Origin of the sequence: Peribacillus aracenensis (assembly GCF_025175645.1) — a bacterium.
GTDB lineage: Bacteria > Bacillota > Bacilli > Bacillales > DSM-1321 > Peribacillus > Peribacillus aracenensis.
In genome coordinates this window covers 93,431-117,176 of sequence record NZ_JANZMJ010000011.1, presented here as the reverse complement: position 1 = coordinate 117,176, position 23,746 = coordinate 93,431, and the positions used below count along the sequence as shown (strand labels likewise).

21 protein-coding genes and 2 riboswitches are annotated in these 23,746 nt (G+C 39.7%); of the genes, 14 read left to right on the top strand and 7 right to left on the bottom strand.

The window, feature by feature from the left end:
* The first annotated feature begins 58 nt into the window (after positions 1–58).
* Complete coding sequence (locus tag N0M92_RS13345; RefSeq protein ID WP_260286216.1) at positions 59–1,375, top strand: Na+/H+ antiporter NhaC family protein; 1,317 nt, start codon at positions 59–61, stop codon at positions 1,373–1,375.
* Positions 1,376–1,603: 228 nt separating this feature from the next.
* Here N0M92_RS13345 and N0M92_RS13340 read toward each other — a convergent pair whose 3' ends face one another.
* Both N0M92_RS13340 and N0M92_RS13335 read right to left on the bottom strand, forming a co-directional pair.
* Positions 1,604–2,149 (bottom strand): chromate transporter, encoded by a 546-nt coding sequence (locus N0M92_RS13340; RefSeq protein ID WP_260286214.1) that lies wholly within the window; start codon positions 2,147–2,149, stop codon positions 1,604–1,606.
* A 47-nt stretch (positions 2,150–2,196) separates the two neighbouring features.
* The gene (locus N0M92_RS13335; RefSeq protein ID WP_260286213.1) at positions 2,197–2,820 is read right to left on the bottom strand and encodes a chromate transporter; all 624 of its coding nucleotides are present in this window, start codon (positions 2,818–2,820) and stop codon (positions 2,197–2,199) included.
* A 260-nt stretch (positions 2,821–3,080) separates the two neighbouring features.
* Here N0M92_RS13335 and N0M92_RS13330 point away from each other — a divergent pair, with 260 nt between their 5' ends.
* The 11 genes from N0M92_RS13330 to N0M92_RS13280 all read left to right on the top strand — a co-directional run bounded on the left by N0M92_RS13330 (position 3,081) and on the right by N0M92_RS13280 (position 18,024).
* Entirely contained in the window at positions 3,081–3,959 is an 879-nt protein-coding gene (locus N0M92_RS13330) for a LysR family transcriptional regulator (RefSeq protein WP_260286212.1), read from the top strand.
* A gap of 247 nt (positions 3,960–4,206) precedes the next feature.
* On the top strand, positions 4,207–5,292 hold the full coding sequence (locus tag N0M92_RS13325) for an ROK family protein (protein ID WP_260286211.1): 1,086 nt from the start codon (positions 4,207–4,209) through the stop codon (positions 5,290–5,292).
* 170 nt (positions 5,293–5,462) lie between these two features.
* Entirely contained in the window at positions 5,463–6,284 is an 822-nt protein-coding gene (locus tag N0M92_RS13320) for an MBL fold metallo-hydrolase (RefSeq protein WP_260286210.1), read from the top strand.
* Between the two features lie 300 nt (positions 6,285–6,584).
* The gene (locus tag N0M92_RS13315; protein WP_260286208.1) at positions 6,585–7,853 is read left to right on the top strand and encodes an MFS transporter; all 1,269 of its coding nucleotides are present in this window, start codon (positions 6,585–6,587) and stop codon (positions 7,851–7,853) included.
* A 418-nt stretch (positions 7,854–8,271) separates the two neighbouring features.
* Positions 8,272–10,263: an alkyl/aryl-sulfatase gene (locus tag N0M92_RS13310; RefSeq protein ID WP_260286207.1), complete on the top strand. Its 1,992-nt coding sequence runs from the start codon at positions 8,272–8,274 to the stop codon at positions 10,261–10,263.
* Positions 10,264–10,547: 284 nt separating this feature from the next.
* Positions 10,548–11,786 (top strand): MFS transporter, encoded by a 1,239-nt coding sequence (locus N0M92_RS13305; RefSeq protein ID WP_260286206.1) that lies wholly within the window; start codon positions 10,548–10,550, stop codon positions 11,784–11,786.
* A gap of 118 nt (positions 11,787–11,904) precedes the next feature.
* A complete protein-coding gene (locus N0M92_RS13300) occupies positions 11,905–12,810 on the top strand; it encodes a LysR family transcriptional regulator (protein WP_260286205.1) in 906 nt (301 codons plus the stop codon).
* A 169-nt stretch (positions 12,811–12,979) separates the two neighbouring features.
* Positions 12,980–14,152, top strand: coding sequence for an acyl-CoA dehydrogenase family protein (locus N0M92_RS13295; RefSeq protein WP_260286204.1), 1,173 nt, complete (start codon positions 12,980–12,982; stop codon positions 14,150–14,152).
* Between the two features lie 27 nt (positions 14,153–14,179).
* Positions 14,180–15,754, top strand: coding sequence for a class I adenylate-forming enzyme family protein (locus tag N0M92_RS13290; protein ID WP_260286203.1), 1,575 nt, complete (start codon positions 14,180–14,182; stop codon positions 15,752–15,754).
* 443 nt (positions 15,755–16,197) lie between these two features.
* Entirely contained in the window at positions 16,198–17,625 is a 1,428-nt protein-coding gene (locus tag N0M92_RS13285) for an alanine/glycine:cation symporter family protein (RefSeq protein ID WP_260286202.1), read from the top strand.
* Between the two features lie 180 nt (positions 17,626–17,805).
* On the top strand, positions 17,806–18,024 hold the full coding sequence (locus N0M92_RS13280; RefSeq protein ID WP_192204527.1) for a YozQ family protein: 219 nt from the start codon (positions 17,806–17,808) through the stop codon (positions 18,022–18,024).
* Between the two features lie 104 nt (positions 18,025–18,128).
* Here N0M92_RS13280 and N0M92_RS13275 read toward each other — a convergent pair whose 3' ends face one another.
* The 5 genes from N0M92_RS13275 to N0M92_RS13255 all read right to left on the bottom strand — a co-directional run bounded on the left by N0M92_RS13275 (position 18,129) and on the right by N0M92_RS13255 (position 21,003).
* Positions 18,129–18,974 (bottom strand): energy-coupling factor ABC transporter ATP-binding protein, encoded by an 846-nt coding sequence (locus N0M92_RS13275; RefSeq protein WP_260286201.1) that lies wholly within the window; start codon positions 18,972–18,974, stop codon positions 18,129–18,131.
* A gap of 18 nt (positions 18,975–18,992) precedes the next feature.
* Positions 18,993–19,769, bottom strand: a complete 777-nt coding sequence (gene cbiQ, locus N0M92_RS13270) for a cobalt ECF transporter T component CbiQ (protein ID WP_260286200.1) — start codon at positions 19,767–19,769, stop codon at positions 18,993–18,995.
* Positions 19,756–20,067 (bottom strand): energy-coupling factor ABC transporter substrate-binding protein, encoded by a 312-nt coding sequence (locus tag N0M92_RS13265; protein ID WP_260286199.1) that lies wholly within the window; start codon positions 20,065–20,067, stop codon positions 19,756–19,758. The genes cbiQ and N0M92_RS13265 overlap by 14 nt, the downstream gene beginning before the upstream one ends.
* 1 nt (position 20,068) lies before the next feature.
* Complete coding sequence (locus tag N0M92_RS13260) at positions 20,069–20,812, bottom strand: energy-coupling factor ABC transporter permease (protein WP_260286197.1); 744 nt, start codon at positions 20,810–20,812, stop codon at positions 20,069–20,071.
* 20 nt (positions 20,813–20,832) lie between these two features.
* Positions 20,833–21,003 carry a hypothetical protein gene (locus tag N0M92_RS13255; RefSeq protein ID WP_260286196.1) on the bottom strand — a complete coding sequence of 57 codons (171 nt, stop codon included), beginning with the start codon at positions 21,001–21,003 and terminating at the stop codon, positions 20,833–20,835.
* Positions 20,987–21,180, bottom strand: a riboswitch (cobalamin riboswitch). (Overlaps the previous gene by 17 nt.)
* A 201-nt stretch (positions 21,181–21,381) precedes the next feature.
* Positions 21,382–21,572, top strand: a riboswitch (cobalamin riboswitch).
* 150 nt (positions 21,573–21,722) lie between these two features.
* Here N0M92_RS13255 and N0M92_RS13250 point away from each other — a divergent pair.
* Complete coding sequence (locus tag N0M92_RS13250; protein WP_260286195.1) at positions 21,723–22,091, top strand: (2Fe-2S) ferredoxin domain-containing protein; 369 nt, start codon at positions 21,723–21,725, stop codon at positions 22,089–22,091.
* A gap of 14 nt (positions 22,092–22,105) precedes the next feature.
* Positions 22,106–23,743, top strand: coding sequence for a precorrin-3B C(17)-methyltransferase (gene cobJ, locus N0M92_RS13245; protein ID WP_260286194.1), 1,638 nt, complete (start codon positions 22,106–22,108; stop codon positions 23,741–23,743).
* The last annotated feature ends 3 nt before the right edge of the window (positions 23,744–23,746 follow it).

Sequence of the window (23,746 nt, the reverse complement as noted above, 5' to 3'; positions counted from 1 at the left end):
GTTAAAAGGATAAAGGCTATGACACATGTCATGGGAAAAATAAAAAGAGGTGTACATCATGAGTGCAAACAATAAAGGGAATCCATGGGCATTGATTCCATTTGTCGTATTTTTAATTTTATTTATAGGGTCCGGAATCATCACTAAAGATTTTTATTCTTTTCCGGTGATTGTAGCCATTTCTATTGCATCAGCAGCTGCATTGGCAATGAATCGGAAAGAAAGTTTCAATCAAAAAGTTGATATTTTCTGTAAAGGTGCAGGGGACGCCAATATTATGTTAATGGTTATCATTTTCCTTTTAGCCGGCGCTTTTTCAGAAGTTGCGAATGGCATGGGGGCGGTTGAATCAACGGTGAATCTTGCCTTAGCCGTTTTTCCGCAAAATCTTTTGATGGTAGGGATATTCATTATCGCTTGTTTTATTTCTCTATCCATGGGGACAAGCATGGGAACGATTGTAGCCCTAGCACCTATCGGGGTCGGAATTAGCGAGCAAACCGATATTTCGCTTGCCCTTTCAATGGCGGCCGTTATTGGTGGTGCGATGTTTGGGGATAACCTATCCTTCATTTCAGATACGACAATCGCTGCAGTTCGAACACAGGGAACGAAAATGAAGGATAAGTTTAAAGTGAATTTTTTCATCGTTTTACCTGCGGCCATCATCACATGTGCTATCCTAGGAATATTAACGATGGGTGAACAAGCCGAAATCACCCAAAATTCTTATAATTGGGTGAAGATTCTTCCATACCTTTGCGTATTGATCACTGCATTGGCAGGAGTCAATGTGTTCCTGGTCCTTTCCATCGGAATCGTCTTTGCCGGAATCATCGGCTTGGCTGATGGAAGTTATCAACCGTTGGGTGTCATTCAAAAAGCTGGTGAAGGAATGGCGGGAATGTATGAAATATCCTTCCTTGCCATTTTAATTGCAGGTATGGTTGCTGTAATCAAACATAATGGTGGCATTGATTATCTACTCCAACTCGTGACCCGAAATAGCAAATCAAAAAAAGGGGCGGAATTCAGTATTGCCGGGCTTGTTGGCTTGACGAACCTTTCCACGGCAAATAACACGATTTCGATTATCATTGCCGGGCCACTTGCCAAAAACATCGCTGAAAAGTATGGGATTGATCCGCGTAAATCGGCGAGCATACTTGACGTTTTTGCCTGTTGTATCCAAGGGTTGATACCATATGGGGCACAACTGCTTGTTGCAGCAGGGGTAGCAAAAATCTCTCCGATAAGCATCTTGCCGTATTCATATTACCCAATACTAATTGGACTTTGTGGAGTCGTGGCCATCTTGATTGGTTATCCACGGTTTCAGTCGGGAAATGATGAATCGAAGAAACGGACTTCTTAAAAAGAGGATAATAATGAAAAAAACACCCTGAATCATTGGATACAGGGTGTTTTCTGTATGGGTGAAATCTTCGCATTTATGTCAGTATCAGTGTTCAAAAAGTAATCAAGGCAGTTTTCAATTCATCTGTTTGGTATTTCTTTTATTTATGGTATTCCATTTTATTCATAACCAAAATAACTGCTTCATTCCGGTCCATATTATTAATGGTTTTGCATGCGGCATTTGTCATGAATAGAGGACAACACCAACTAAACCAGAAAGTATAATTACATAAGCTGGGTGCCAGCGTAATTTCATCAGGGCAAATAACGATAATCCAAAAACGAGTAATAAGCTTATCGTATGCCATGAAAAGTTAGGGGCTATCATATGATTGGAAAGTGATAAACTGATTGCTGCAAAGAGGATTAGACTGGTGACAATGGGTCTTAATCCATAAAACATGGATTGAATAACTGGATAATGATTCAATTTGCTGAAGAAGGTGGCTATAACGGTCACGAATATAATAGCAGGCAGCAAGATTCCGAGAGCGGATGATATGGCTCCTGCTAATCCAGCAGTCGAATAGCCAACGAGAATGGCACTATTGGCTGTAACAGGTCCTGGGGACATCCCGGAAATGGCGATTATATCGGTAAATTGCTGCGACGTCAGCCATCCATGCTGTGAGACTTCCGATTCTATTACGGGAATCATGGCGTATCCGCCTCCGAACGATACAAAGCCGATAATAAAGAAGGTGCTAAACAACTCCCACAATTCCATCATTCTATCACATGCTTTCTTGAAAATTAGTTAGACCCTTTTTGATTTACCTATATGCCAGCACCCATGAAAGGTTCGAAATCATTTTCTTCTTTTGTCATATCTTTTCTGTCCAATTTGACATCGTATCCTAATTTTCTCTTGATGGAGATTGTTACAATACCCACTACAGCTCCTGCCAATATAACGATCACAGGGTGAAGAAAGAAGAGGACCGGAATTCCTGCTAATAAAATACAGAAAGTTGATTTGTCTACAACAGCCGTTTTTCCTATCTTGATAGCCGCATAGGCGATGATCGCTACTATGGAAGCTCTGATCGAAATGAATGCGGATTCTATCTTCGGATTATCCTGAATGAAAAAATACAAAATGCCTAGGAGCAGAACAATTAAAAAGGTAGGTAATGAAACACCGATCATGGCTGCCATTGCCCCCTTCATTCCGGCAATTCGATGGCCGATAAAGGTGGCGGAGTTAATGGCGACAGCTCCCGGTACGGACTGAGATAATGCAAAAACATCCGTAACTTCTTCGCTTTTCATCCATTTCCTCTTTTCGACCACTTCTTTTTCGATTAATGGGATCATCGCAAACCCGCCTCCGAATGTGACAGGTGCTATTTTAAAAAAGGTCCAAAATAAAAGAAAAAGAGTTTTCCATTGTCCTTTCATTGATATCAGTCACTTCCTTTGCCGCTAAGTTTAAATCTTATTACTAACATATCAAAGAAAAAGAAATGGGTAAATTGCAACAAAATCATCGGGTATAACAAAACGTTATACCCAGAAGATTTATCCGTTTTATAAAGAATGCCGCCAATAATTTAATAGCCTCACTTATTCAGGGATGCAGCACTCTTTTTTCATTTCACCATTTACCTTTATGATGCTATCATTTTAATGAACTATCTAAAAACATGGAGGTCGTTTTCTTGAAATTAGAAAATCTAAAAATGTTTTGTTTAGTGGTGGATGAAGGAAGCATAAGCCAGGCAGCGAGGTTAAGTTTCCTATCTCAACCCGCTGTAACAAGACAAATCCATCAACTGGAAAATTACTATAACACTTTGTTATTCGACCGTGAGGAAGGAAGGCTGAGAGTTACAGAGGCAGGAAAGTTGTTATACCCTTTTGCAAAAGCTATTGTAAATGACTTCAACCATTCAAAAGAAGTGATTCAGCAATCAACTGGCAAGTACAATGCAAACCTCATAGTAGGGGCATCCTTGACTATCGGTGAGTATTTGTTGCCGAGCTTGCTTGGAAGATTCAAAAAACAACAGCCTGAAATAAAAGTGACATTAACGATAAAAAATACCCCCCGGGTTCTGCAGGATCTTACAAACGATGTCATTGATTTGGCCTTGGTGGAAGGGCTTGTGGAAAACAGCGATTTTATTGTAGACAAGTTCGCCGAGGACGAATTGATATTGGTATGTCCATCCGACCACCCCTGGAAAGACAGAAAAGAAATTCAGCTTGAGGAATTGGGGAATGAAAGGATGATATGGCGTGAATCCATATCAGGAACACGGCTTATAGTAGAAAACATGTTAAGGGAGCATGGGGTTTTAGAAAAAATAGAAAGCTACATGGAGATTGGCAGCACACAAGCGATAAAAAGTGCGGTTGAAGCTGGACTTGGAATCAGCATTCTGCCCAGGTTGACAGTGGCCAGGGAATTGGAACAAGGCTTTTTGCGGGAAGTGTCAATTTCCAGAATAGATATAACAAGAAATTTATGGCTAGTCAGGAAAAACAATCGTTTTAATAAAATAGGGGTGTCTAAATTTGTTCATTTTCTTCAATAGGGAAGGAAAGCATTATCTTTTTTTATACACTAACCTTTCTTTCATATAAAAGAGATTTTCAATCGTTTTAGGTTAGACTATTTTGGATCGTTTTGTGGTAAATTTAAGGTGAAAGTAATTCTTTTAAGCAGGTGACAAAGTGTTAAAACTATTTTTTGAAAAAACAACTTCGAAAAAACAGGAGTTAAAAAAATTATATTTACTAATACATAAATATGGACCAATTAATAAAAATGAGTTAATCGAGATGACAAACATCAAAAAAACAACGTTAGTTCGTATGATAGATGAGCTTTTAAGAAACAATTTAATCAAGGAAAGCGGATTTGAAGAGACGTCAATTGGCCGCCCACCTATATTGTACGATGTGGAACAAGAAAGTAATTTTATCATTGGTATACACATTTCTAGAATGAAGACTAATGTTGTACTGGTGGATTTACGATACAATCAGATAGACCAAGAGTCGTTTGCCATGACCTCAATCCACACACCAGAATTTGTTATAAGGAAAGTGGAAAATATCATTCAAAGATTTATGGAAATGTTCGATATTGATGAGGAAAAACTTTTGGGAATCGGCATTGTCACAACCGGCCCTCTGAATCGGGATGATGGGATTATCTTGAAACCCGAATCGCTTCTCGAAGCAAACTGGGGTAATGTTAACATTGTGAAAATGATTCAGGAAAAATTCCCAGTAAGAGTAATACTGGAAAAAAGTTCAAATGCGGCTGCAACAGCTGAGTATCATGCGGCAAATTCTGTACATAAAAACATTCTTTATTGCATAAGTGGCGGCTGGGGCATGGATTGCGGGATCATTATGAATGGGGAAATTCTGCAGGAAAATTATGTGAGTACAAACGGCTATGGCCATATGATTATTGATGTGGATGGCAATCTGTGTTCCTGTGGTAAGCGGGGCTGCATTGTTGCATACACATCATTTAAAGGTATATTGAATGAATTGAATAAAGTAAAAGGATTAGTAGGAAACATGAATGACGAGCTTTTTCAGAAAGCATCGCTTAATGATATGATGGAATACTTTCTGCAAGGGGACAAAATAACTGAGGACGTAATAATACGCTCTTCCCAATATTTAGGGATTGGTCTTTCTAATTTAATTAATCTTTTCAATCCTGATTTGGTTATCTTAAATGGGCCGTTTATTTATGACTATAAGGATTATTTTATAAAAGTGATTGAGTATACGAAAAAAAATATTCAGAAAGAAAAAGAGGTGAAATTCACACAGGGGAAACTCAAAGAAAACGCGGCCGCTGTAGGCTCAGCCATTTTGATCTTTGATTCATATTTCCGGGATTAAAATATAACAGCTCGAAAAAAAGATTGATTTTTTGAAAAATTCAAGATAAAGTAGCAATACAGATTATTTAAAACCAAAATGGACTAAAGTTTATGGTAAACGTTAGTCCATTATATATATATGGCCACTTTAATCCATTTTGGTCAAAAATAAAAGAAAGGGAGAGGAATATGAATAACTCAGTAATTATGCTTGGTACAGGAAGTCCTAGATTAAATTCAGAAAGGATATCATCGGCCCAACTGTTAAACATGGGCAATTTGTCAATTTTGGTTGATTGCGGTGAAGGAGCAACGATGCAATTGGTTAAAGCTGGAATTCCTCCGCAGGAGGTGAAGTATCTGTTTTTTACACATCTACATGCTGACCATATTTTGGGATATGCCAACTTTTTAATTAGTGGTTGGGTTGAAGGGAGACGTGAACTGACCATTGTTGGTCCTTTAGGCACAAAAAAGATGCATGAATTGTTATTAGATATGCTGAAAGAAGATATTGCTTATCGCATGTCTCTCGGAAGACCTAGAGCAGGGATATACGATGTGACAATCATTGAAATTGAAGTTCCATCTACTGTCGCTTTAGATTTACCGATTGAAATTACCTGCGCCCGTATGAATCACAATGTCCCGACATTTGCTTACCGGTTCGAAAAAGATGGAAAATCAATTGTTTTTTCTGGTGATACGGCACCACCGACAGACGGTCTTGCCAAGTTGGCAGAGGGAGCTGATATGATTATTCATGACTCAGCTCTCACATTAATTGAGGATGATCAAATGGAAAATGCAGAAAAAATATGGGCGAACCTGCAAAAAGAACACTGTACACCTGCACAGGCTGCTTCAACGGCAGAAAAAGCTAAGGTCAATTCATTGGTATTAACTCATTTCCTGCCTAAGATGAACCCTAAGAAAGTACTAGCTGAAGCTGAGAATGTATTCAGTGGTGATATTTTTGTCCCGAATGATTTAGACGTAATCAAGTTTTAATGACTACCAAAAAGTTGGGTGAAACCCAGCTTTCAGGAGTTTTATAAATTCATCCGACAGAAAATTGACTGAATAAAAAGAGTATTTATTTGTAGCAGCCCTGAACTTAGGTGTTGATTATAAATATCATCCCATCCCTTTTAATTCAGTGAATTTTTCGTACACATCTATTTGCTCTTCCGAAAATAAAAAAGGTTCATTTGTTTTGTAAGCGCTTTAACGGTGTGCCGACAGAATTTCATATAGAAAGATAAAAATCTTGTTAATGAATTTTGTATTTTATGGGAGGGTGAAAAGGAGATGCGTTGGTGTGTATTAGTATTTTTATTTTTTACCATGGCCATTAACTTTGCAGATAAATCAATCATAGGATATGCTGCAGAATCTATTATGAGTGAATTTAATCTCACATATACACAGTGGGGGTTAATAGGAAGTAGTTTTTTCTGGCTCTTTTCAATATCTGGCATCTTAGGCGCAGCATGGTCAGATAGAATTGGAACAAAAAAAATTATTGCAGTAATGTTAGCAAGCTGGTCTATTTTACAATTTGGAGCGTTTGCCATTGCTGGCCTCCCTATGTTGGTTGCCTATCGCGTTTTGCTTGGTATAGGGGAAGGTCCCTTTGCTCCAACAGCTATAAGTCACGTAAGTAAATGGTTTAAGCCTGAATCAAGAGGTATGGCTATTTCAATCGTAAACGCTGGAAGTATGTTAGGAACCTTAGCATCAGCCCCTATTTTAGTTATGCTTATCGAAAAATTTGGATGGCGTATTGGATTTGCTTCTCTTGGATTACTCAGTTTGACTTTTCTGGTTATTTGGATGTTATTACCTGAAACTCATTCTTTAAAAGTGGATGTAAATCATGTAAAATTAGCTCCACCCAAATTTGCATGGTCAGAGTTCTTTGTCATTTTAAGGTCGCCCACATGCCTATTCACATTAATGGCAGCGTTTTCAGGTGTTTGGTTAACGATGTGGCTGGGACTATGGATGCCTAGTTACCTTACTAAAGTCGTAGAGATGAAACCGATGCAAATGGGATATACCGCATTGATTATTGGGATTGGCTCTATTATCGTATCAGTTTTTATTTCAACTCTTTCGGATCGTTTATATAAAAAGAATCACAATTTTCGGACATCACGTATATACTTAGCAGGAATTTCATTAATAGTAGCAGGCATGTTTCTTGCTTCCATCACGATTTTTCATTCCCCTATCTGGATAACAATCGCTCTTAGCATGGCTAAAGGCTGTGCTTATACAATTTTAGCGATTAGTCCTCAGGTATTAATGCAGTTACTGCCTGACCGTTCAGGATTAATGACGAGCCTTAGCACATCGTTTATGAATATAGCAGGGATGATTGGACCTGTTATCACTGGTGTGCTTGTCCAGTCAGCAGGAGAAAACGTATCGCTTGGTTTTGCATATTCCATCTTATTTGCCGCGGGCTTACTTCTAATTTTCGGAATCGTGTTCTCAATCTTCGTTAAACCAGATACAGGGTTATGTTATTCAAATGAATTAATAGATACAAAAGCAAAAACTTCTACAAGGTAAATAGTTAAAGGTTATGCAGTTTATAAAAGCTCTTCTCAATCGGGAGGGGCATTTTTGTATCTGGATATCCAGCTAACGCACCTTTTTTAGTAATGTATAACTAAATGGGCATTAGGAATACACTATAAAAATTATTGATATTTCTTTAACAAGAAAAACTATCGCATATAGTTCTACTTATATGCAAACTACATTGCTTAAATAGCCGAACAAAGGAATTTTATTATGGAAACAAGCAGTTTTTTTATATAAATAAAATTGAAGTTACTATTAGAAATAGGAAATATACTTAATGGTTAATTAATTATAAAATAAATTCATATTATTCTAAAAATTTTTATAATAAGAGAAAGTTTACTTCTTCAACACACGGAATATAGACATGATATCTGCTATTCAAACGAGAAAGGGGTATGATATGTCCAAAGTAACTTTTATTAAAGGCATTGTTTCCGTTCCCATTGTTTTTGCTATACTCACAGGATCTTCTGTTACAAATGCTTCATCTGATGAGCCAATGCCCGCAACATATGCAACTATTTCAGCAAATAAAGCATTTTATGAACAGTTGAATTTTAAAGACAAGGAAGATTTCAAGCATGCACATAAAGGATTCATTGCCCCCTTGAATATGAATCCAATAAAAAATTCAAAAGGTGACGTAGTATGGGATAGTAATCGATATTCATTCATCAAAGAAGATCAGCAGGCAAGTAATACTGTAAACCCTAGCTTGTGGAGACAGGCACAATTACAAAATATAACAGGCTTATTTAAAGTGGTAGATGGCGTTTATCAAGTTCGGGGTCAGGATTTATCAGTGCTTACCATTGTGGAAGGAAAAACAGGATTAATAGTTTTGGATACACTTTCTACAATTGAAACGGCCAAAGCAGCGATGGAGCTTTATTTTGAACATCGACCCAAAAAACCGGTAAGTGCCATTGTTATTAGTCATAGTCATGCGGATCACTTTGGTGGTATAAAGGGCATTGCTCAGTACGCTGAAAATCCAGCTAAGGTACCCATTATTGTTCCCGAAGGTTTTAACGATGAAGCGCTAAGTGAAAACATTCTTTTAGGTAATATAATGTCTCGCCGTGCAGGTTATATGTTCGGAAATCTTTTACCCGCAAATGAAAGAGGGTTTGTTACTTCTGGTATTGGCCCGGGATTAAGTAACGGAACTTTTAGCTATTTACCTCCAACAATGGAAGTAAAGGATGATATTCAAACGGTGGAAATAGACGGAATAGAATTTAAGTTTTTATTGACGCTGGATTCAGAAGCTCCATCTGAGATGCATTATTATATCAAAGATTATAAAACTTTAGTTGTAGCCGAAAACACCGGACACACGTTACATAACATTTATACATTAAGGGGAGCTAAAACCAGAGATACCTTGAAATGGGTGAAAGCACTTGATGAAACGGTCGATCTGTTTGGAAATGAAGATATAGATGCTATGGTTACCGCCCATACATGGCCCATATGGGGAAAAGGCCATGTTCTGGAGCAGTTGGAAAGTCAGCGTGATTTGTATAAATATATTCATGACCAAACGATACGATTAGCTAATTTAGGACTTACACCTGATGAAATCGCGGAAAAGTTAAAGCTTCCTGAAAAGTTGGATAAAGTTTGGGCCAATCGGGGGTATTACGGAACATTGAAACACAACGTAAAAGCGGTGTACAACTTTTATTTAGGATATTTCAACGGAAATCCATCCGACTTGGATACTTTACCACAAGAAGAATCGGGCGCTAAATATGTGGAGTATATGGGTGGGGAAAAGAAGGTCATTAAACAGGCAAAACTTGATTATAAAAAAGGGGAATATCGTTGGGTGGCTCAAGTCTTAAAGCATGTAGTCATGGCTAACCCCAAAAATACAGAAGCAAAAAATTTACTGGCTAATGCTTATGAACAATTAGGATACACTGCTGAATCTTCTGTGTGGCGTAATTTCTATCTAACCGGCGCAGATGAGTTAAGGAATGGTGTGGCAGACTCCAAGGGAACTGGCGGAATGATGAGTCTTGATACGCTGCTCAATATGCCAATGGATGATTTCCTGAAATTCTTGTCCATTAAATTAAACGGAACAAAAGCTGAAAATAAAATTATGACATTCAATTTGACATTGACAGATTCGAAAACCAATTACATGATCAATCTGGATAATTCAGTATTGAATTTCAAGAAAGGGAAAATGGCGTCCAACCCTGATGCAACATTAACATTAGATAGAATGACCTTTTATCAAATTGCTCTAGGACGCGAAGATTTATCTAAGATGGAAGCAGCCGGTAAAGTTTCCATTTCCGGTGATAAAAAACAGTTCGAAGATTTCCTGTCTTTGCTTGATCAATTTCAACCAAAGGTCAATATCGTTACTCCATAATAATCAATTACTTTATAGCATGATGGATCAAGTGACCAATGTTTCAACCCGCGAGTCTACTTATTAGTCTCGTGGGTTGAATGTATCTAATAATCTTGTAGGCATTCCAGTTTCGTTTTTTTAAATCATTATTGTCTTTTAATGAAAACGCTCCTACTAGTCACAGAACAAAAATCAATAAGTGAATAGTGAATTTTCAAGCTTTGCCATTTTGAAAAGAATTGTAAGCGCTTCCCCTATAATTGAAAAGTTTTGTGAAAATATAAAAGATGGAGTGATGAGGAATGCAGCTGTATGCAAGTAAGAAACGAAAATTAGTGATAAGCGGCCTTTTATTTGTTGGAATGATTTTAAGCTTTTTTGATCGCGTTGCCATAAATGTCGGAATTATTCCCATTGCGGATGAGTTTCATCTCAATACGTCCCAGACAGGTTTTTTAATTAGTATATTTTTTGTTAGTTACTCACTCATGCAACCGCTTGGCGGATGGATGACCGATAAATATGGAGCAAGGGTCATGGTAACTGTTTCTTTGTTTAGTTGGTCACTGTTCACTGTTATGTCTGGGTTTGCATGGTCATTCATGTCTTTATTATTCATTCGTTTTCTGTTCGGGTTAGGTGAAGGGCCTTTCTATCCTGCCAGTATGTCCACTATAAGAAATAACTTCCCGGAAGAAGAACGGGGCCGGGCAAATTCGTTTTTCCTGTCTGCCCAGAATATTGGCGGGATATTAGGTACTGCTCTTGCCGCATCGATGGTTGTAGCTTTCGGTTGGCGGGGCATGTTTACCATTGCCGGAGTTCTGGGGATATTAATTTCTTTTGGTATTTGGTTCATTCTAAAGCCTCAAGGAACTCAAGAGGTTAAAAAAGACAACCCGAAACAAAAAAAGGTAGCCCTGAAACTATTATTTAAAATCGAAAACATTTGGAAACTCATAACTTTCAAGTTTATCTCAAATATTATCAACTATGGGCTGATCACTTGGATGCCTATATATTTGGTTAAGGAAAAAGGGGTTGATTTAATAGCCGCAGGGGGTTTATTGGCAATCCCTTATGTTTTTGGTTTCTTGATGTTTAATGTTAGCGGTTGGCTTCTGGATAAGCATATGGCTAACCGGGAGAAGTATCTTGCTGCTGCAGGAGCTTTATTATCGGCAATTTTTCTCTTTCTAATGTCTAACGCCACATCCATAGCACTTTTCATCACTTATCTCACTCTTAACTCCATAGCGCTGTCTTTCTTTGGAACCGTTCTATATACGATTATCATAAAATACTCACCAAAGGAACTTACGGGCTCTGCCTCCGGACTTGTAACTTTTGCCGGTCAAATTGCAGGTGCGGTTTCTCCTTTAGCCCTCGGTTTGATTATCAGTTTGTTTAATGACTCTTATAATGCAGCTTTCCTGTTTTTGGTGATAATGGCGCTATTGGGAACCGTTGTTGCCGTTTCTATTAAAAATAATCGGGCACAGCCCGCTAAAGAATACGAGAAAACGACTACCATAGTATGAAACCGGCACTCTGCTTTTGAGGAGACAGTTCGAGATGTCCTGATTCTTCTTCTCTAAAATTGAAAGGGCTTTCTGTTCGAGGTATGATATGGGTAATAGGCTAGAAGGAGAATGAACAATGAATATAGAACAATTGGAATATATCATAAAGGTGGCCGAGGTAAACTCGATTTCCACTGCTTCAGAGAGCCTCCATATCTCTCAATCTGGAATCAGCATGGCCATTACCAGTTTGGAGAAGGAATTAGGTTTAAAAATCTTCAAGCGGTCACGGTTAGGAACCATACCTACTGAGGACGGAAAGGAAATCATCCAGAAGGCTCTTGAAGTATTAAGCAAATTGGAAGAAATAAGAGACAGTGCGCAAATACATTCAGATACGATGGAAAAAGAGTTACGCCTATCCTCTACACAGGGTTTATTTCTTACGGTTTTGCCTAAATCCTTGGCATTATTTAAGAAGAAGTATCCCGAGGTGAAAATCGTGATTGAAGAAAAAGGGGGACAAGAGATAACCGAAGAAGTACTGAATGATAAGATAGACATCGGGCTCTTGAACATTCCAAAGGTTAAGCCAAAAGAACATGAGTTGGAATTTCAACCTTTAATGGAAGCAAAAGTGATTGTGTCGGTCAGTAAGAATTCCCCTTTAGCCAACCGTAAAAGCATAACCCCACAAGAGCTAATGGACCAAAATCTGGTCGTTTACAATGGACCAAGAATGAAGGCGTTCATCAAAGTTTTTTTTGATCATTACGGTGAGATGAATATTTTGTTTTTCACAAATAATACGGAAATCATCAAAAAAACCGTCGCTGAGGGATTAGCCATTGCCTTTTCCTATGATATTGGAGTGAACAGCGACCCCTATTTCCTAAGCGGGGAACTTGTGGCCATTCCTTTGGTGGAGTTAGAAAATAATACAATGGAATTCGGTTATGTTCGCTCTAAGAAGCAGTATTTTTCAAAAGCTGCCAGGGAATTTATTAAATGTCTCGAATTCTATACTGCTCTTAAATATTAGTTTCCCATGATGAAGGGGAACTAATATTTTTTTATTTACATCAATTTTCCTTATATTAATATCACATATCATTATTTTACTTAAATATTATTTACATTTAAAATTAATTTTATAAGATTATAAATATTCGAACAGTATGACAAGAATCGAAAGATGAAAGGGGAAACTTATGGTAATAACGCAGGAAGAGAAATTAGAGGTACTTCAAGCAAAGTTGCAGGATTTCATTCAAGATGAATTGCTTCCATATGAACAGGAGCATGGATTGAACGCTGAAGAGGATATCCCGATGGAAGCCATTAAATGGGCAAGAAAACGATCCAGGGAATTGGGTTTTTACGGAATTAACCTCCCTGAAAAGTATGGTGGACAAGATGTTAGCTTAAAAGGATTATGCATGTTCAAGGAAGAATTGGCCCGTTCCGGAGCAGTGTTATGGGGGCAGGTTATCGGCGAGATTGGCGGGCCGCTAAGAATTGGTCAGATGTTGGAAAGCTTTACACCGGAGCAAATAGAAAAATATGTGATGCCCGTCGTGAAGGGGGAAGCGAGCTGCTGCTTTGCCCTTACAGAACCAAATGCCGGATCGGACGCCTTTGCTATCGAAACAACAGCCGTTAAAGACGGAAATGTTTATATATTGAATGGAAAAAAACATTTTATCAGTGCTGCACCCTATGCTGATTTCGCCATTGTCATAGCGAAAGAATCTCAGGAAGGAGAAAAAGAAAGAATCACTGCTTTCCTAGTAGATAAAAAAACACCCCAACATTCGGGGTTCGAACTAGGAGACATTCAAGTTCCCCTATCAGGAGAGCGCATACATGCTGAATTGAATTTCAATCAATGTCGAGTGCCTGCCGCCAATATAATTGGAGAACCAGGAAAAGGGTTGCTGCTCGGATTAAAGAGAATAAACACAAATCGCGCTTCCCATGCGGCCGGCTTTATCGGAATGGCTCAACACCTTCTGACTTTATCTATTGAGCATGCTAAAACGCGAATCCAACACGGCCGGCCCATTGGTGATTTTCAGGCAATTCAGCATATGCTCGCAGAAATGGCGACGGAAATCTATGCAGCAAGGTGCATGGTCTATGATGTGGTTGAAAAAATTGATCAAGGAAAAGAGGATCGCGCCGGTACGTCCATGGCAAAGCTGTTTGCTTCAGAAGTAAATAGCCGTGTGGCTGACAAGGCCATCCAAATTTTTGGCTCCAAAGGCTTGGTAAAAGGTCATCCTGTAGAAAAAATGTACAGGAGCGCACGGATGTATCGGATTTTGAGCGGAACCTCGGAAATTCAAAAAAATACAATTGCCAAAGCATTATTAAAAGGGTAAAACCTTTTTCGAAGGAGGAAAAAATACATGCTGCATAAGTTGACATTTCAGTCACTGTTGAATAAAGGAATGAAACGATTCGGCGAACTGCCCGCAATTACCTTGTTGCCAACCGGTGAAACGATAACCTACGACGAGTTATGGAAGAAAACAAACCTTATCTCTTCTTATTTACTTCGCTTAGGTGCGGGAAGGGGTGTCCGCATAGCGACCATCATTCCAAACAGTTTGGAAAGTGTGATGTTTGGTTTGGCCATCCAGCAATGTGGAGCTACCTTAGTGCCATTAAGTGAAAAACTGGGGAAACGAGAAATACAATTCATCCTTAAGGAAGCAAAACCAGAAGTGGTCATAATAGCTACAAAGACGCACTTTGACACCTTCTATGAGTATTTGGAAGAAATGAAGAAGGAAGATGTCCATGTCATTGGGCTTCCTGGCTTTACTATTAATTATCCAGAGGAGTTTGAACGGTTTCAATGGCCCGATGAAATAAATAATTTAGACTTGCCTTTAGCTGAAGCGGAAGACATTGCACTACTGTCATATACAGGCGGAACAACGGGTACACCGAAAGGCGTCATGCATTCCCAGAAGGGACTCGGCGCCGCCATGCTTTCTGCCGCTATCGAAGACCCACTTGACGACCGAGACCGAGTATTGCTAAGTACGCCTATTGTGCATTCAGCCGGTTCATTACTTTGGAGATCCCTTGTTTCGGGCGTCCATGTCTATGTGATGAGATCATTCGACGCTGCAGAATTCATACGGGCGATAAAGGAACATGAAATTACGACTACATTCATGGTACCGACCATGTTATACAGACTACTTGATCAGACAAAGAAGATGGAATATGATATGAGCTCCATGCGCAATATTTTCTACGGCGCATCACCAATTTCACAAAAGCGCCTTAAAGAAGCCTTTGAAGTATTCGGGCCCATTATGCGCCAGCAATACGGCATGACAGAATGTAATATTGTCATTACAAGACTATCGAAAAGCGCTCATGTATGGGCTTATCATAATAATTCGGAAATTTTGAAAAGTTGTGGAAAACCGTGCATGCTTACTGAAGTTCGATTGATTGATGAAGAAGGAAATGATGTAAAACCTTCCGAGCTTGGCGAAATTATCGTAAAATCGCCAGCGATGATGGCAGGCTATTATCAAAGACCTGATCTTACCCAGGAATCCATCCGTGATGGCTGGTTCTACACTGGTGATATTGGCAAATGGGATGAAAGCGGTTACCTTTTTATTGTAGATCGAAAGAAAGATATGATCATTTCAGGCGGGATGAACGTATATTCTTCAGAAGTTGAGCGGGTGGTGAACCTCCACCCTTCTGTTGCATTAAGTGCTTGCATAGGTGTTCCCCATCCAGATTGGGGGGAAGTAGTGTGTGTCGTTGCATCACTGCAAGAAGGGGTGAACTGTACTAGTGAGGAATTAATTGATTTCTGCAAACAAAAAACCTCAAAGTATATGGTTCCTAAAGTAGTCTATTTTCTAGATAAGTTTCCATTAACGCCGATTGGAAAAATTGATAAGAAAGAATTAAGAAAGATGTTTGCACAAGGTATCCTAACCATCTAGGAGAGGCAGAAAAAAGGATATCATAAAAGATTTAATTTCAACATTGAGACCAACAGCTAACCAGAATGTAAGAGAGAAAGGAATGCAAAATAAGCCTCGCACGTTAATCTGGAAACAGGTCGTGTGAGGCTTTTCTATATCCAGGTTGTTTTGATTAGGAATTTTATTAACGTTGTTACAGCGAATGTTAAATGAAGTGAGGATGAAAGATTTTTATCCAAAGGAAATAATATCGAAATAGTATATATTTCGATAGATTACACTAATTCATGAATGAAAAAAATAGTGTGTTAGGATATAATATATAATTGTATTGGAGATTCATTACGGAATTTCCTTTTTTTATGGCTTCATTTGTTTATCTCCCCAATGAATAGGGAAATAAATTATAGCTGTATATGTTTTGTAATAATAATTAGCGTGAAGTAGAGGGGTTTGTTTTAATGGAGATCTTAGAAAATTTTATTAGTGAGACAAATGATGTGTTATGGTCTTCCATATTGATCATCATGTTGATTGGATTGGGTCTTTATTTTTCCGTCCGCACGAAGTTTGTTCAATTCAGAATGATAAGGGAAATGTTCCGGCTATTGGGCGAAGGGGCCACTGCGGAAAAAAAAGGTGTGACATCCTTTCAGGCATTTTGTATTAGTACGGCTTCCCGGGTAGGAACGGGTAACCTTGCAGGTGTTGCCATAGCGATCACGACGGGCGGCCCTGGAGCCGTTTTCTGGATGTGGTTAATAGCACTGATCGGATCTGCTTCGGCTTTCATTGAAAGTACACTTGCTCAAATCTATAAGGTCAAGGATGGGGATGCATTCCGCGGCGGTCCTGCGTATTATATGGAAAAAGCATTGAATGCCCGCTGGATGGGCATCACTTTCGCTGTGTTGATTTCGCTGACATTCGGACTAGCTTTCAATTCGGTACAAGCCAATACGATTACAAGCGCATTCAACGAATCGTTTGGGATTGAAAAGTGGGTTACGGCTGTCATCCTGGCAATCGTCACGGCTGTCATCATTTTTGGCGGGATCAAAATGGTTGCAAAGGTCTCTGAGGTCATCGTTCCGATCATGGCAGGAGCCTATGTGATAGTGGCGTTGATTATCATCATCATGAATATTACCGAGTTACCGGGTATTTTTGTTCTGATCTTTGAAAGTGCATTTAATGGCATAAAAGAAGTGGCTGGTGGAGTACTGGGAGCAGCCATGATGCAGGGAATCAAGCGCGGCCTATTTTCAAATGAAGCCGGGATGGGTAGTGCACCTAATGCTGGCGCGACGGCAGACGTCAGTCATCCCGTCAAGCAAGGGCTCATTCAGTCACTAGGTGTTTTTGTCGATACGCTCATCATTTGCAGTTCGACTGCCTTCATCATTTTGTTTTCAGGTCTTTATACATCGAAGGAAACGGATGGAATCGTCCTTACCCAAAATGCCCTTGGAACGGCATTGGGATCTTGGGCGGGTATTTTCCTTGCCATCATTGTACTGTTATTCGCTTTTAGCTCCATTGTGGGCAACTATTATTATGGAGAGTCGAACATTGGCTTCATCAATGAGAATAAGTTTTGGTTAAACATCTATCGTATCGCAGTCGTAGGGATGGTGATATTCGGTTCTCTTGCCTCACTGGATTTTGTTTGGGGATTGGCTGACTTGCTGATGGCCCTTATGGCCATTATCAACCTGATCGCCATAGCATTACTAGGGAAGATTGCATTTGCTGCATTGGCGGATTATCAAAAGCAAAAGAAAAGTGGGAAAAACCCTGTCTTCCATGTGAACAATATTAAAGGCTTGAAGAATGTGGAATGTTGGGGTGACCCATCCGATAATGTGGATGTGAAGAAGGAAGCCTAAGCTCTCAATAAGCTTACATGTAAAGTCCTTGAAAGGGGATTTTACTTGTAAGCTTTTTTTGCCTTTTCCCCCCTTTTTTTATCATTATTGAATATTGCTTCAGTTTTTACACAAAATACCTATGTCTTAATACTGCTGTCAATGGATGATTCGACAATTTAAAAACTAGGAGTGAAAAAAATGGATAGCAAGCAATCAAAAAATGAATCTTCAGAAATTGCCGGAAGAATATATGATGTTAGTGATTATAAACGGGAAGATAATTTATCTTCTGGACTGGCTACAACACACGAACAAGTTTCAGATACTTATGCGGAAGGGGAGGTAAAAGCAGTCGTTGATGATGTGAACGGAAGAGATATTGAGCTTGCAAAAGAAAGAACTGAGGAAGAAAAGTAATAAATAATAAGATTTTTGGTTTTTTAGGAACAAGAATGATCTCCTGCTATTTTAAAGATTCCCTAGCTTTTGGAAAGAGGAAACAATAGCTAGGGGATGCTTAATTAATAAATCCTTTCAGTCTCCAACATTTGAAGCAATTCTTCCTTCGTTCTTGGGAAAAGGTCCCGTACTAAAGGTTCCCTTGATTGAAGAAGGGCTTGAAACATTTCAAAAACCCACGGCTTCTCCAGATGTGCCTGCTGCAAAACGTCTTCATCATGGAAAGCGGATACGGGATCCCCTTGGTATATGACCTTACCATCGTTCATGACAACGACTTCATCAGCCCATTGATATGCTAAATTAACATCATGAGTTGATAGGATTATCGTTTTGTGATGGTGGTGGATACTGTCAAGCAGAGCCATGATCTGTCTTGAGAAATAAGGATCCAATCCAGCTGTAGGCTCATCCAAGAGCCAGACATCAGGTTCCATGGCGAGTACCCCTGCAATGGCGACTCGTTTTTTTTGCCCGAGGCTCAAAAAATGGGTGGGTCTGTCTTTCAGTTCCGTTATTTCCGTTTCAGACATCGCCCAATTTACTTTCTCCTGGACTGTATTTCTATCCCATCCTAAATTCATCGGTCCAAACGATATATCCTGTTGTACATTAGCGGAAAAGAGCTGCGAGTCGGGATCTTGAAAAACAATCCCGACTTGTTTTCGTAATGATAATAAGGCTTTACGGTCATATTTCATTTTCTTGCCCTTAAATCTGATCTTTCCTGCCGTAGGTTGTAAAAGACCATTTAAATGGAGGAATAAAGTTGATTTGCCGGCACCATTATTGCCTAGTAATGCTATCTTTTTACCGTGTTGGATCGTTAGCGAAAGATCGTTTAAAGCAAACGTTCCATCCGCGAATTGATGGGTGAGGCCTTCTATATGAAAAATATGCTCGTCCATTCTTGGGTTGCCTCCAATTTACAAATATCCATTAATAAAGATTAAGCTTCCTAGTATTACAATCGCGATCAGCCAATTACGTGAGGAATAGGTGTAAGTATCCTCGATATAGGAAAGGTTCTCCTGATAGCCTCTTGCGTTCATGGCCATCGTCAAATGTCCAGAGCGCTGCAATACTCCTAAAAATAATGATGAGGTTAGTAATCCGAGAGATCGAATGCCTTTCCTTAACGAACCATACCCCAGCCGTGAAGCTTGTGATTGGTGAATGGCCAAAGCTGTCTCTAAAAAAATAAAGATGAAGCGATAGGTCAATTCTATTAAATCGACCAATAAGGAAGGCACTTTAAGTTTTCGCATCACCGATAGAATGACGGTAATGGGTGTAGTTAAGGTGAGGAAATATAAACAGCTGATGCTGCCTAATACGACAATGATCAAATCGATCACTGTTCCTATGCTGTCATCGCTGATGAATATCTGCCAGTTCCCGACCTTCCAGGACCACCATATATTCGAAAGCGAAGTAAATTTGCTTGTAAAAGAAAAAAGGATGGTAATGGTTCCTGATAGTATAAAAAATCCCGGTAATAGAAGTAATTTAAGATAATAAGAAAACGGGATTTTTGCCGCAAAAATGATTAAAGCGCTCATCACCGTAAAAGTGATGAGCGAAACGGTCATATCCCTTACCGTTAACGAAAATAGCAAAAGGGAGAGTGCAAAAACCATCTTTTCCAACGGATGTACATCCTTTAGCCCATTGAAATAGGCATATTTATCAATGAGTAACATGCTTCGATTTTCCGGGAATTTCCTGTTTGGTTTGCTTATTCCTTTGTTTCGTTACACCTATGAAATAACCAATGAAACCGGCTCCGATTGCAGCTTGCAGCGCAAATAATAAACTTTCGGTTTCCGCACCTGGCGGCTCCCAAATACTGTTGAACCATGGCTTGTATTCCGGCTGGATTTTAGTGATGGCTTCTTCAGCTTCTCCATCGGCACCGCCAAATTCCGTTCCTTGTTGCGTGATTAACGGTATGGTAGCAAGAACGACGACCAGGAAAAGCAGCAGTAAACTTTTTTTCATGTTAACGGGCCTCCTTAGATAAAACTCGCAGCAACTTCAATTCGCCTAGATTGTATTTTTTTAAGAAATTCATCACGACGACTGTCAATAACCCCTCACTGATTGCCAAGGGAATTTGGGTCAGGGCAAAAATCCCTGCAAATTTACTGAAAGAGGCCATGAATCCTCCTACCTCGGATGGAAAAGCAAGAGCAAGTTGAATGGAAGTTACCACATAGGTTCCCAAATCTCCAAAAGCAGCAGCCAAGAACACGGCAAGTGAAAAGGACCAACCCAATTTAGTTGCGCCCTTGAAGACGAAGTAAGCAATGAGCGGTCCGCAAACGGCCATGGAAAATGCATTGGCCCCTAATGTCGTCAATCCTCCGTGAGCCAGTAAAACGGCTTGAAATAATAGAACGATGGAGCCAACGACACTCATGGCCAATGGACCGAATAAAATGGAGCCCAGACCAACTCCGGTAGGGTGTGAAGAACTTCCCGTAACGGAAGGAATCTTTAGGGCGGATAAAATGAATACAAATGCACCCGATAGTCCAAGCATCATTTTTGTTTCTGGGTTTTCCCTTACTTTGGTTCTAATGGACCGGTAACCCAGGAGTAAAAATGGAAGCGTCACGGCCCACCAGAATATAGCCCATTCAATGGGTAAAAAGCCCTCCATGATATGCATGGCCATTGCCCGTTTTGGGACGAAAAGCAGTAAAATGACAAAATAAATGGTCTTCCAATTGGTTTTTTTCATTCTTTCTCCTTTCAAAACTTTTAATTTTTCTGATCAAACTTGAGAAGAAAGGCGCGCCCAACATAAAAAGCACTTCTTTCAAAGGAAAGAAGTGCGTAATGAACAGGAATTTTGCAGCATAAACCAACAATGGGCCTTTCTGCCTGATCCGCACACCCATCCTCGTAGGTTGAAACAGTTTCACGCTTCATGGCAGGTCTCCTGGCTTTGGTTCAATATCCCATTACATCCTTCCCATCTCATTTGACAGTGGATTAGTTAAAGTAATAGGACTCCCCTTTACAGTGGCGGGACCGCTCCGGATTTTCACCGGCTTCCCTTTTAAGCTGAATTCAAAAAAATTCAACACCATAAAACTTATGTAATTATTTAGAAAATTCTCGTATAGTGTACCATAAAGAAATAATTCCAGCTACACTATCTTTTTTTTTTGACTAAGTTTGTTGCAAGGAAAGGCTTGTTGACAGGATATGCACTATTAAACTTTTCTAAACAGTCGGAATAAACTATTGAATTTTGATAAAGTTGTTATATGATAGATAAAGTTAGTTAGAAATGTATAATAAAACCAAATATTTCATTTTAAAAGTGCCCTTGTGTGAATATACAAGGGATAATAGGGAAATCGGTGAAAGACCGATGCAGCCCCCGCTACTGTAAACGCTGATGAAATTGTCGATAGCCACTGGCATTGTTGCCGGGAAGGGACAAGGTAAAATGAAGCGTAAGCCAGGAAACCTGCTTTTAAAATTGCATGATACTTTTCGGAGGGAAAGGTAGAAGGACTATGACGATTTTAGGAGATTGGGCATTCTTGCCTGGGGCTCCTCATCCATATAGTTTTTTTAAACCTTGACTCTTATGTTAAGGTTTTTTATTTTGCCTTTTCCCTGAACGCAGGAGGAAGAAGATGACTACTTGGAACTTAATGGGTACAAATACACATCTGTTGATTTGTAATGGAAGCAGCTGTATGAAAAAGGGCGGGGAAGAAGTAACCCAGGCGATTCGCGATGAAATTACTTCCAAAGGACTGGACATGAAAATCCATACAACGAGGACACGGTGTAACGGAAGATGTAAAGATGCCTGCGTTGTGATTGCCTATCCTCAAGGAAACTGGTATCGAGTGGAGACGCCTGATTTCGGCCGCCAAATTGTCAGCCATATCGATGATGGGGAGTTTGTTCCACAAATGATCTACCAATTCAATGATGGGGAAATGATATCCAATCCCAATTTTCCTGCTCATACGGGTATTTCAAAGAACAAAGCGTAAAAGGAGATGTCTTAATGAGTACAAACGGTAAATTATTCGTCGTGGGCTTTGGACCTGGGAATTTTGAGCACATTACCAAACGTGCTGTCGAAGCCCTTCAAGAAAGTGACTACATCATTGGTTATAAAACTTATGTTGAACTCATTCAGGGACTGCTTACTGATCAAACGATTATTAGTACGGGGATGACTGAAGAGGTATCACGTGCTCAGGAAGCAGTGAAACAAGCGGAGCTGGGTAAGAAAGTTGCGGTAATCTCCAGCGGGGATGCTGGGGTTTACGGGATGGCTGGGTTGGTTTATGAAGTATTGATTGAAAAAGGCTGGAAAGAAGAAACTGGAGTGGGCATTGAAGTCATTCCTGGCATTTCTGCAATCAACTCTTGTGCATCTTTACTTGGGGCACCAGTCATGCACGATTCGTGTACAATCAGCCTCAGTGATCATTTAACTCCTTGGGAACTGATCGCTAAAAGGGTTGAAGCAGCTGCAATGGCGGACTTTGTCATTGCCCTGTATAATCCGCGCAGTGGCAGGCGGACGAGGCAAATTGTTGAAACACAGAACATTCTCCTTCGCTACCGTTCGCCCGATACACCTGTCGGGTTGGTGAAAAGTGCCTATCGCGATAGGCAGGATATTGTCATAACCAATTTAAAAGAGATGTTGAACCACGATATTGGAATGTTGACCACCGTCATTATTGGTAATTCATCCACCTTTTTATATGATGACAAAATCATTACACCAAGAGGCTATCAGAGGAAATATACATTGAATTCGGAAAAGCAACCATTGAGGCCGCATCAGCGTCTGCAAAAAGAAGCGGAACCGTGGGCATTAGATCAAGAAGCCTTCACCGAATCCTCTGGAGGAGTTGGATTACTTACAAAAGCACCTGAAAAGAAGCCAGCTTCCTTTGAAATGGCAATGGAAGCACTGTCAAGAGTCAAGGGTCAAACCGTTCAGCAATCCATTGAGCCGATTGTTCAGCAAAAAATGGAGTCGGTATTCGAACTTGCCGTTAGTCCAGGTGTGGCGAATAAACAATTCACTCCCAAACAAATGATGACACTTGCGGAAGTTGTCGGGGAAAAAGGCACGATGGAATACACGCCAAATCATAAAATCATATTAAAGATTCCGACAATGGATCCGGAAGTCATTACGGGGAAATTGCAGTCAGCAAACTTTCTATTGTCACCGATTGGAGATGTACTGACATTAAAAGCATGTGATTTCTGTGATGGTGAAAAAACCGAATCCATTCCTTATGCGGATGAAATACATCGGGTGCTTGGCGGAATGAAAATGCCAAAGGAACTTAACATCGGTTTTAATGGGTGTGGGATGGCTTGTTATAGTGCTGTGATGGATGATATCGGAATTGTCTTCCGAAAAGGGAAGTTTGACTTATTTCTTGGAGCTAAACCGGTTGGAAGAACAGCCCATCCAGGTCAGCCTGTTGCGGAAGGCATTGAACCGGAACAGCTTGTTGAACTGATTACCGATATTGTCGCAGAGTATAAGCAAAATGCCCATCCAAATGAGCGGCTTTTTAAATACTTCAAACGTTCGAAAAAGATACAGAATTTCTCTTATCAGGACATCGCTCCCAAAATAAACATAGAGCCTGCGCCTTGTGAAGACTAATCA